General features: G+C 71.3%; 7 protein-coding genes. 2 read left to right on the forward strand and 5 right to left on the reverse strand.

What is annotated here, in order from left to right:
• Positions 1 to 130 precede the first annotated feature (130 nt).
• Together KOV94_RS15585 and KOV94_RS15590 are read right to left on the reverse strand one after the other, a co-directional pair.
• Positions 131 to 1,570 (reverse strand): 4Fe-4S binding protein, encoded by a 1,440-nt coding sequence (locus tag KOV94_RS15585; protein WP_218052535.1) that lies wholly within the window; start codon positions 1,568 to 1,570, stop codon positions 131 to 133.
• Between the two features lie 12 nt (positions 1,571 to 1,582).
• Positions 1,583 to 2,239, reverse strand: a complete 657-nt coding sequence (locus tag KOV94_RS15590) for a hypothetical protein (RefSeq protein ID WP_218052536.1) — start codon at positions 2,237 to 2,239, stop codon at positions 1,583 to 1,585.
• 309 nt (positions 2,240 to 2,548) lie between these two features.
• Between KOV94_RS15590 and KOV94_RS15595 the strand changes: the two genes are divergently transcribed.
• Positions 2,549 to 2,791 (forward strand): DUF2933 domain-containing protein, encoded by a 243-nt coding sequence (locus KOV94_RS15595; protein WP_218052537.1) that lies wholly within the window; start codon positions 2,549 to 2,551, stop codon positions 2,789 to 2,791.
• Between the two features lie 82 nt (positions 2,792 to 2,873).
• On the opposite strand, the gene KOV94_RS15600 is transcribed toward KOV94_RS15595, so the two are convergent.
• The 3 genes from KOV94_RS15600 to KOV94_RS15610 all read right to left on the reverse strand — a co-directional run bounded on the left by KOV94_RS15600 (position 2,874) and on the right by KOV94_RS15610 (position 8,144).
• Entirely contained in the window at positions 2,874 to 5,162 is a 2,289-nt protein-coding gene (locus KOV94_RS15600) for a heavy metal translocating P-type ATPase (protein ID WP_218052538.1), read from the reverse strand.
• Positions 5,163 to 5,328: 166 nt separating this feature from the next.
• The gene (locus tag KOV94_RS15605) at positions 5,329 to 5,553 is read right to left on the reverse strand and encodes a heavy-metal-associated domain-containing protein (RefSeq protein ID WP_130779772.1); all 225 of its coding nucleotides are present in this window, start codon (positions 5,551 to 5,553) and stop codon (positions 5,329 to 5,331) included.
• A gap of 122 nt (positions 5,554 to 5,675) precedes the next feature.
• A complete protein-coding gene (locus tag KOV94_RS15610) occupies positions 5,676 to 8,144 on the reverse strand; it encodes a heavy metal translocating P-type ATPase (protein ID WP_218052539.1) in 2,469 nt (822 codons plus the stop codon).
• A gap of 232 nt (positions 8,145 to 8,376) precedes the next feature.
• On the opposite strand from KOV94_RS15610, the gene KOV94_RS15615 reads away from it, so the two are divergent.
• On the forward strand, positions 8,377 to 8,955 hold the full coding sequence (locus KOV94_RS15615) for a M15 family metallopeptidase (RefSeq protein WP_218052540.1): 579 nt from the start codon (positions 8,377 to 8,379) through the stop codon (positions 8,953 to 8,955).
• The last annotated feature ends 105 nt before the right edge of the window (positions 8,956 to 9,060 follow it).

A 9,060-nucleotide genomic window follows, 5' to 3' on the forward strand; every position in this document is an offset into this window, starting at 1 on the left:
TAGATGCCGGCCGGTCCGGCGCCGACGACGGCGACGCGCAGCGCGCGGCCGTGGGTGCGCGCGGGCGTGGTGAGGTGCGACATGGCTTCTCCGATCGGGTGTGGCGTGAAGGGCGAGGAACCGCGTCGCGTCACATGCGGTGGGCCATGGGCAGCAGGAACATCCAGACGTTGATCGCGCCGAGCAGCACGATGATCACGAGGAACGGCGCGAGCGTGGCGCGTCGCCGCGCCACCGTCCGGTAGCGGCGGTGCGCGATCCGGCGCGCGGTGTAGATCGAGCCGGCCAGGCCGAGCGCGAGGAGGACGAACTGCAGCACCTGGATGGTGCCGGTGCTCACGAGCGCGGCGTCCGCTCCCGCGCTCTGCCGGCCGAACAGCGCCGCCACCGTGTAGAAGACGGACTTTCCCTCGGCAAGCAGATGGAACAGGTTGTGCGCGAGGTGCCCGGCGACGTCCAGCGGGATGAGCGCGTAGCCGAACCTCGCGAAGTTCATCTTCGTGTCCTCGAGGTTCGCGCCGGCCGCGACGCGTGAGGCGAGCGCGAGCAGAGCCACGGGCACCGTGACCGCGACCGCGAACGCGGCGGTGAAGATGACGGCGTAGCTGGTGATGCCGGTCGTGCTCTCGATCCACGCGAGGAAGTCGTTCCAGACCTCGAGCATGGTGATGTTCTGGATGAGGACGATGCCCATGATCGCCATCGCAAGGTAGGACTGCTCCAGCTTCGGCTTGGTGATGAACCACAGCTCGCTGGTGGGCTTGCGCAGGCGGACCTGGATCGCGTCGTTCGGGCACGCCTTGATGCAGTTGGCGCACAGGTTGCAGTTCGCCGAGTCCTCCATGGTGCGGGGGAACGTGAACAGCGGGCAGCCGGCGACCTTGTCGTTGCCGTTGTAGCAGACGGCCCTGGCCTTGCAGGTCTTGCAGATGCCGGTGTCCGCTCGCAGCTCGACCATGCCGACACGCGCATAGTTGCCGGACAGGCCGCCGAGGAAGCACAGGTAGCGGCAGAAGGTCCGCCGCTGGAAGAGGGCGCCCGACGCGATCACCGCCGTGGTGAGGATCAGGAGGAGCACGCCGGAGCCCCACGGGGACTCGACGACGCCCCACACGTGGTCCGCCCACGTGATGGCGAGGAACGAGGCGTCGATGATCCAGATGCCGTAGTTCTTCAGGAAGTTCGGGACCGGACGGTTGACGCCCACCCACCTCTGCACGAAGTCGGAGATGGCGCCGAAGGGGCAGACCGCGCACCAGAACCGGCCGAGCAGGACGAAGACGATGGGGATGACCGGCCACCACAGCACCCACATGAGCGCAGTGCCCGCGTTGTCGTGAGCCGAGTCAGGCCCGACCAGCAGCTGGTAGGCGACGAGCCCGAAGACGGCCGCCACGGGGATCTGCAGGATCTTCGGGTACCAACCGCTCCGCAGCGTCCTGGCGACCCACGGGATCGTCATGAGGTTCCGGCCCGGGCGGGGCGGCGTGAGGTCCGGTCCGGGGTCGACGTCCGGGTCGAGGTCCGGCAGGTCGGCCGGCGGCGGGGGAGTGAGGGTTGGGGTGGCCATCGTCGTCTCCGGTCAGGCGGTCGTGGGGGCGGCGGACGTGTGCGGTCGGTGTCGTGGGCGAGCCTTGCCCCGGCGGCGGAGGACCGCGGCGACGATCAGGACGGCGCCGTTGACGAGGGCGAAGGCGCCGAGCACGAGGGCGCGCGGTCGCTCCGCGGCCGGGCCGCTCGCGCCGTGGTCGTCTGCGACAGAGCCGGCGCCGGACTCGTCGTGCTCGTGCCCCGGGGGCGTCGACGTGGTGTCGTCCGCGGCGTGCTCGTCGTGCCCGTCGGTGCCGTCGGCGTCGCCGTCGCTCATCCCAGCCATGTCGTCGCCGTGGTCCATCCCCGGCATGTCGTCCATGCCGGCCATCTCGTCGTCCGTACCGCTCGTGTCCCCGTGGTCCATGTCGGACATGTCGCCGTGATCCATGCCGGCCATCTCCGCGTGTGCGTCCTGCTCCGTGGCTGTAGGGCGGGGAGTCGTCGAGGGGGTGGACGACAAGGTCGGCAGCGGGTCGCCGTGGACGTGGGGAGCGGGGTCTTCGCCGGCGTAGACGCCCGCCGCGCCGAGGACGACCTTGGCGCCGGGGTGTGGCGCCAAGCCGGCAGCTGCGGCGCTGGGTCCGGCGGCGATCAGCGGCGCGACGGCCGCGAGGGCGACGCCGAGCCGGACGAGGGTGGGCGACATCGCGGTCCTCCTCGGGACGGGTGGTTGCTGGTGAACCTTCGTCCTGGGGGACGGGCGTGACATGGGACTTGTAGTCCCGGGCGGCCGTCCTCAATCGAATCTTCATCACGCCGAGAGCAGCCGTACCGGCCTGGGCCGCGAGTGAGGATTCACCGGCGCGCCAAAGCACCCGTCTTCAGCGAATCTTCGTCCGCCCGCGACCCGAACCGTGTGGCTGTAGGGCGACCGTGAGTGCATGCCGACCGGGCGATGTCCGGCGGCCGAGTCCGAGCGACGAGGGAGCGAGCGACCGTGGACAGGAAGCGATGGATGAGCGCCCACTCACCGGCAGGCCACCTGCTGATGATGGTGGGGATCGGGGCAGGCATCTTCGCGGTCCTGGTGGTGACCGGTCGGTCGTGGGGCGACGCGCTCTCGTACGCGGCGCTGCTCGCGTGCCCCGTGATGCTCGTCGTGATGATGCTGATGATGGGGCGCCAGGGGCATCAGCACGACCCGCGCCACGACGCGTCGTCCTCCAACGCTGAGCGCCAGGGGACGCCCCGCATGTAGGCGTCGACCGCGCCTGCACCACGCGCAACGAGCCGCCCAGGTCCTGAGGACCTGGGCGGCTCGTTTCGTGTGCGGGCGAACGTCACCCGTCGAGGGAGGTGCGGACGGCGTCGAGCCCTTCCGTCGGCGCGGTGCTCACTGAGACCGCCTGGAAGCGCCGCAGCCGCAGGCTGTTCGTCACGACGAAGACCGACGAGAACGCCATGGCCGCGCCGGCGATCAACGGGTTGAGGAAGCCCGCCACGGCCAGCGGGACCGCGGCGACGTTGTAGGCGAACGCCCAGAACAGGTTGCCCTTGATCGTCGACAGCGTCGTGCGCGACAGGCGCACGGCGTCGACGGCGACCCTGAGGTCGCCGCGCACGAGCGTGAGGTCGCTCGCCTCGATGGCGACGTCAGTGCCCGTCCCCATTGCGATGCCGAGGTCTGACTGCGCGAGGGCTGCGGCATCGTTGACACCGTCACCCACCATCGCGACGACGCGTCCACGCGCCTGCAGCTCTCGGACGACCCGCACCTTGTCCTCGGGCATGACCTCCGCGACGACCTCGTCGATCCCGACTTCACGCGCGATCGCACGCGCGGCCCGCTCGTTGTCGCCGGTCAGCAGGACCGGCGTCAGGCCGAGCCCTCGCAGTTCCTGGACGGCGCTGGCGGACGTCGGCTTGAGGGTGTCCGCGACGACCAGGAGGCCGCGAAGCTGACCGTCCCAGCCGACGCCGATCACCGTTCGTCCCGCTGACTCGGCAGCGTCGACCGCCCGCTGCAGCTCCGCATCCGCCGGTTGCGCCCACTGGTCCGCCAACCACCCGACGCGCCCTGCGGCGACGGCGTGGTCGTCGACCACGCCGTACACGCCCAGGCCTTGCGTGTTGACGAAGCCGTCGACCGCGGGAAGGTCGCCGAGCCGGTTGCGCGCCCCGGCGGCGATGGCCCGGGCGATGGGGTGCTCGGAGGCGTCCTCGAGCGCCCCTGCCAGACGGAGCAGCGACTCCCCGCTCGTACCGGCGGCGGGGACGACTTCGAGCAGCTCCATCCGCCCCGTCGTGACGGTGCCCGTCTTGTCGAGGACGACCGTGTCGACGCGCCGGGTCGACTCGAGCACCTGCGGGCCCTTGATGAGGATTCCGAGCTGTGCCCCCCGCCCCGTACCCACCATGAGCGCGGTCGGGGTGGCGAGCCCCAGCGCGCACGGGCAGGCGATGATCAGGACGGCGACCGCCGCGGTGAACGCCATCTCCGGACCGGCGCCGATCCCCAGCCAGAACCCGAGCGTCGCGACGGAGAGCGCGATGATGACCGGGACGAAGACGGACGACACACGGTCGGCCAGGCGTTGGACCGGCGCCTTGCCGGTCTGAGCCTCCTCGACGAGCCGCGCCATCTGTGCCAGCTGCGTGTCCGAGCCGACGCGCGTCGCCTGCACGTAGAGGCGACCACCGGCGTTCACGGTCGCCCCGACGACGAAGTCGCCCGGCCCCACCTCGACGGGTACCGGTTCGCCTGTGAGCATCGACGCGTCGACCGCCGACGTCCCGTCGACGACCTGTCCATCCGTGGCGATCTTCTCGCCGGGGCGGACGACGAACACGTCACCGACCTCCAGCTCTCCGATCGGGATGCGGACCTCCGCTCCCTCTCGGCGCACCGCGACGTCCTTGGCGCCCATCTCCAGGAGTGCGCGCAGGGCTGCCCCGGACCGTCGCTTGGCGCGTGCCTCGAAGTATCGTCCGAGCAGGATGAAGACGGTCACCGCCGCGGCGACCTCGAGGTAGATCTCGTGCGCCCCTCCGCCGCGGGTGGCGACGAGGCTGAAGCTCATGCGCATGCCTGGCACGCCGGCCGCGCCGAAGAACAGGGCATACAGCGACCAGGCGAATGCGGCGAGGACTCCGACGCTGATGAGGGTGTCCATCGTCGCTGCGGCGTGGCGCGCGTTGGTCCAGGCAGCTCGGTGGAACGGCAGCGCGCCCCAGACGACCACCGGGGCGGCGAGCGTGAGCGACAACCACTGCCAGTTGTCGAACTGCAATGGCTCGACCATCGCGAGCGCGACGACGGGCACGGTGAGAATCGCGGAGACGAGCAGACGGCGGCGGAGCGCGGCAGTTTCGTCCGACTCGGCGCCGGCCTCGCCGGCGGCTGGCGGTGCGGGTTGCGCGACCTTCTGCCGAGCCGAGTACCCGGCTGCCTCGACGACCGCCACGGCGTCCTCGACGGACGTGCCGTCCGGCAGCGACACCTTGGCCTTCTCGGTGGCGTAGTTCACCGACGCCTCGACGCCGGGCATGCGGTTGAGCTTCTTCTCGATGCGAGCTGCGCAGGACGAGCAGGTCATGCCGCCGATCTCGAGCTCGAGGGACTGAGTCATGCGTGAGCCTCCAGTCAGCGGTGCTCGGCCGGCATGTCGCCGGTCGGCTCAACGGTGGGCGCCGAGGCGCCGGGCTCGAGCGGTCCGAGGACCGCGCCGAGCCCGAGGCCGAGGCCGAGTGACGCGGCCAGCAGGGCGCCGAACCCAGCGAGCCGACCGGCGGTGCTCACGCCGTCGCGCCGGTCAGGGCGTAGCCGGCCTCGTCGACGGCCGCGCGGACGGCGTCGACGTCGAGCGGCTCGTCGCTGGCGACCGTCAGCTTGGACTCGCCACCGGTGACGAGCTCGATCGTCACGTCCTTGACCCCGGCGAGCTTGCTCACCTCGTCGGTGACCGAGGACACGCAGTGCCCGCACGTCATCCCGGTGACCCCGTAGGTGGTGGTGCTCATCTCGACTCCTTCTGGTGGGACGGTGCGTCGACCGGTCGGACGACGCGGGGCGGCGGGGTGCGCCGCACGATGGGGGAGCCCGTGGAGGACCGTTGACCGGCTTCCATCGAGGGCTGGAGCGTTCACGTCTCAGCCCGCCCCGCGGATGCCGGCTCCACCGACACCCGGGCGTCGGGCGTCGAGGCCTTCGGCTCGGCGGGCGCGCCCGGCAGGCGCAGCCGCCGCAGGAGCAAGGCGTTCACCGCGACGATGACGGATGAGCCGGACATGGAGAGAGCGGCGATCTCCGGGCTCAGAGACAGGCCGAGCGAGGGGTAGAAGACCCCTGCTGCGATCGGCAGCGCGACGGCGTTGTAGCCGATCGCCCAACCGAGGTTCTGCCGCATCTTGCGCACCGTGCCCCGGCCGAGGCGCAACGCCACGGGGACGTCCAGCGGGTCGGACCGCATGAGAACGACGTCGGCCGTCTCGATGGCCACGTCGGTCCCCGCACCGATCGCGATGCCGAGGTCGGCGGTCGCGAGGGCAGGCGCGTCGTTGACCCCGTCGCCCACCATGGCCACCCTGCGGCCGGCGCGCTGGAGCTCGGCGACCTTCTCCGCCTTGTCGCCGGGGAGGACCTCCGCGATGACCGTGTCGATCCCGAGCTCGTCTGCGATACGCCGTGCGGTCGACTCGTTGTCGCCCGTGAGCATCACGACGCGCGCCCCCGCGTCGTGCAGCGCGGCGACGGCTGCGGGAGCAGTGGGCCGTGGTTCGTCGGCGAGGGCGAAGACGGCGACGGCCCGGCCGTCGACAGCCACGACGATCGCCGTGCGACCGGCCGCCGCGAGGCGGTCACGCTCGGAGTCGAGTGACCCGAGCGTGACACTCTCGGCGACCATCAGGCGGTAGTTCCCGACGACGACGCGTCGGCCGCCGACCTGCGCGGTCGCACCGTGGCCGGGCACGTTGACGAAACCCGTGGCAGCCACCTCGGATGCACCCTCGGCCTCCGCGTAGCGGACGACGGCCCGGGCGAGGGGGTGCTCCGACTCCCGCTCGACCGAGCGCACGAGCGCGAGCAGCTCCTCCTTGTCGATGCCGTCGATGACGACGTCGGTGACCTCGGGCTGGCCGACGGTGAGAGTCCCCGTCTTGTCGAGCACCACCGTGTCGATGCTCGCGGCGGCCTCCAGCGCGGACGCGTTCTTGAACAGGATGCCGCGCTTGGCGCCCAGCCCGGTGCCGACCATGATCGCGGTCGGGGTCGCGAGGCCGAGCGCGTCGGGGCAGGTGATGACGACGACCGTGATGGCGTAGAGCATCGCCGTGGGCGCGCTCGCCCCCGCCAGGATCCACACGAGGAACGTCGCCGCTCCGCCGGCCAGCGCCACGAGCACGAGCCAGGACGCGGCCCGGTCGGCCAGCCGCTGCCCGGGCGCCTTGGAGTTCTGCGCCTGCTGCACGAGGGCCACGACCTGAGCCAGCGCGGTGTCTGCCCCGACCTTCGTCGCTCTGGCGCGCATGACGCCCGTCGTGTTGATCGAGGCACCGATCAGCTCGTCGCCGACCTGCTTCGCCACCGGCAGGCTCTCCCCGGTCACCATCGACTCGTCCACCTCGGACTCGCCGGACTCGACCACGCCGTCGACCGGGATCTTGGACCCCGGACGGATCAGCAGCAGGTCCCCGACGTGGACGTCGCTCGTCGGCACCTCGACCTCGACGCCGTCCCGGACGACGACGGCGGTGGCAGGCGCCAGCTCGAGCAGCGTGCGGACCGCGTCGTTCGCCCCGCCTCGGGCACGCATCTCCACCCAGTGACCCAGCAGGACGAAGGTGGCCAGGACGCTCGCGGCCTCGTAGAAGACCTCCCCGCCACCGGTCAACGTCACGCCGAGGCTGTAGAGCCAGCCGGTCCCGACGCCCACAGCGACCAGCACCATCATGTCCAGCGTGCGCGCACGCAGGGCTCGGTAGGCGCCGTCGAAGAAGATCCAGGCGGAGTAGAAGATGACCGGCAGCGACAGGAGCAGCGCGAAGACGTCGTCGCGGAGCCCGAACGGAGCAGGTGCCGTGAACCCGATCAGCTCCCGGCCGATCGGTGACCACAGCGTGATCGGGACCGAGAGCACGAGCGCGACGAGGAAGCGGTTGCGCATGTCGCGCGCCATCTCGGCGATCGAGCCGCCGCCGTGGTGCCCGCCGTGCCCCATGGCGTCGTGCGGGGACGGCGTCACGTGCGCGCCATGGCCGTGACCGTCTCCGTGAGAGTGGTCGGTCGCAGTCGCTCCGTGGGCCGCAGGGTGGTGGTGATCGGACCTCGGCCCGGTCACGGCCTCGGGAGCGGACCCGGCGCTCGACATCGGCTCGCACACGTGCGCCGGCACGGATTCACCCCTGCAGTGATAGCCGCATTCGCGGACCCAGTCGGTGAGCTGCGGCACGGAGGTACGCCTCGGGTCGAAGGTCACGCTGGCGGTCTGCGCCGCAGCGTTAGCGTCGACCGCGATCACACCGGGCCGGCGCGACAGCGCCCGCTCGACCGATGCTGCCGACGTCGCCCAGTGGAGCCCTCCGACCTCGAGGACGGTCGTCTGGTGATCCATCGCCGTGTCCCTTCAGTCATCGATCCGGCCTCCTGCGACGGCATCCCGTCCTCCGGGACACCGAGCGCAGATACCCCCAGGGGGTATGTCGACGTTAACGCGGCGCCCCGGCCGCCTACTCCCGCCCTTCCATGAAGATTCGATTGAGAGGCTCTCGCGCGGTCCGCTTCGGCCGTGACCTTCCTCAGCTAGAGGTGGTCCCGGCCGATCGACGAGACCGAGGAGGTGTCACGTGGACGCGATCGTGGGTATCGCCCAGCGCATGTCGGAGATCCGCAGCAGCCTGCAGGCCGTCACGCCGACGACCGCGGTAGCGAGCCCGCTGGCAACCAGCGGCTCCAGCAGCGCGACGGCCTTCGCTGCCGCGCTCGAGTCCGCTGTGACGGCGTCGTCGCCTGCCTCGTCCGCACGGAACGCTGACGGGGTGCCCGCCGACCTCGCGCGCTTCGGCAACGGAAGGATCCCCGGGGGCGCGCTCGCACCTGTCGGCTCGTCGGGCCACCGTCTCTGGGCCCCTGCAGCGCAGGCGTTCGGCGAACTGAGTGCTGCGGCGGCGCGCGACGGTGTGCGCATCGGCGTCACCGACTCCTACCGCTCCTACGACGCGCAGGTCGACGTCGCAGCGCGCAAGGGCCTGTACTCGCAGGGCGGCCTCGCCGCCGCTCCCGGGACGAGCCCGCACGGCTGGGGGCTCGCGCTCGACCTCGACCTCGACGACCGCGCCCAGGCGTGGATGCGCGCCAACGCCGCCACGTTCGGCTTCGAGGAGGACACGCCGCGCGAGCCGTGGCACTGGGTCTACTCGCGCTGACGCGATCCGCCCGCCTTGAGCGAGTCTTCATCTGCCGTCGCCCGTGCCTTGATGTCGGCGCGTCAGCATCGAGGAGTGCGACCGACCGGTCGCGGCTCTGGAGGT

The sequence above is a fragment of the Cellulomonas algicola genome, assembly GCF_019024305.1.
Classification (GTDB): Bacteria; Actinomycetota; Actinomycetes; order Actinomycetales; family Cellulomonadaceae; genus Cellulomonas; species Cellulomonas algicola.

What these genes read in the sequence shown, in the direction of transcription:
- KOV94_RS15585 (WP_218052535.1), bottom strand. Translation starts at nt 1,570, where the DNA reads ATGGCCACCCCAACCCTCACTCCCCCGCCGCCGGCCGACCTGCCGGAC.
- KOV94_RS15590 (WP_218052536.1), bottom strand. Translation starts at nt 2,239, where the DNA reads ATGTCGCCCACCCTCGTCCGGCTCGGCGTCGCCCTCGCGGCCGTCGCG.
- KOV94_RS15595 (WP_218052537.1), top strand. Translation starts at nt 2,549, where the DNA reads ATGAGCGCCCACTCACCGGCAGGCCACCTGCTGATGATGGTGGGGATC.
- KOV94_RS15600 (WP_218052538.1), bottom strand. Translation starts at nt 5,162, where the DNA reads ATGACTCAGTCCCTCGAGCTCGAGATCGGCGGCATGACCTGCTCGTCC.
- KOV94_RS15605 (WP_130779772.1), bottom strand. Translation starts at nt 5,553, where the DNA reads ATGAGCACCACCACCTACGGGGTCACCGGGATGACGTGCGGGCACTGC.
- KOV94_RS15610 (WP_218052539.1), bottom strand. Translation starts at nt 8,144, where the DNA reads ATGGATCACCAGACGACCGTCCTCGAGGTCGGAGGGCTCCACTGGGCG.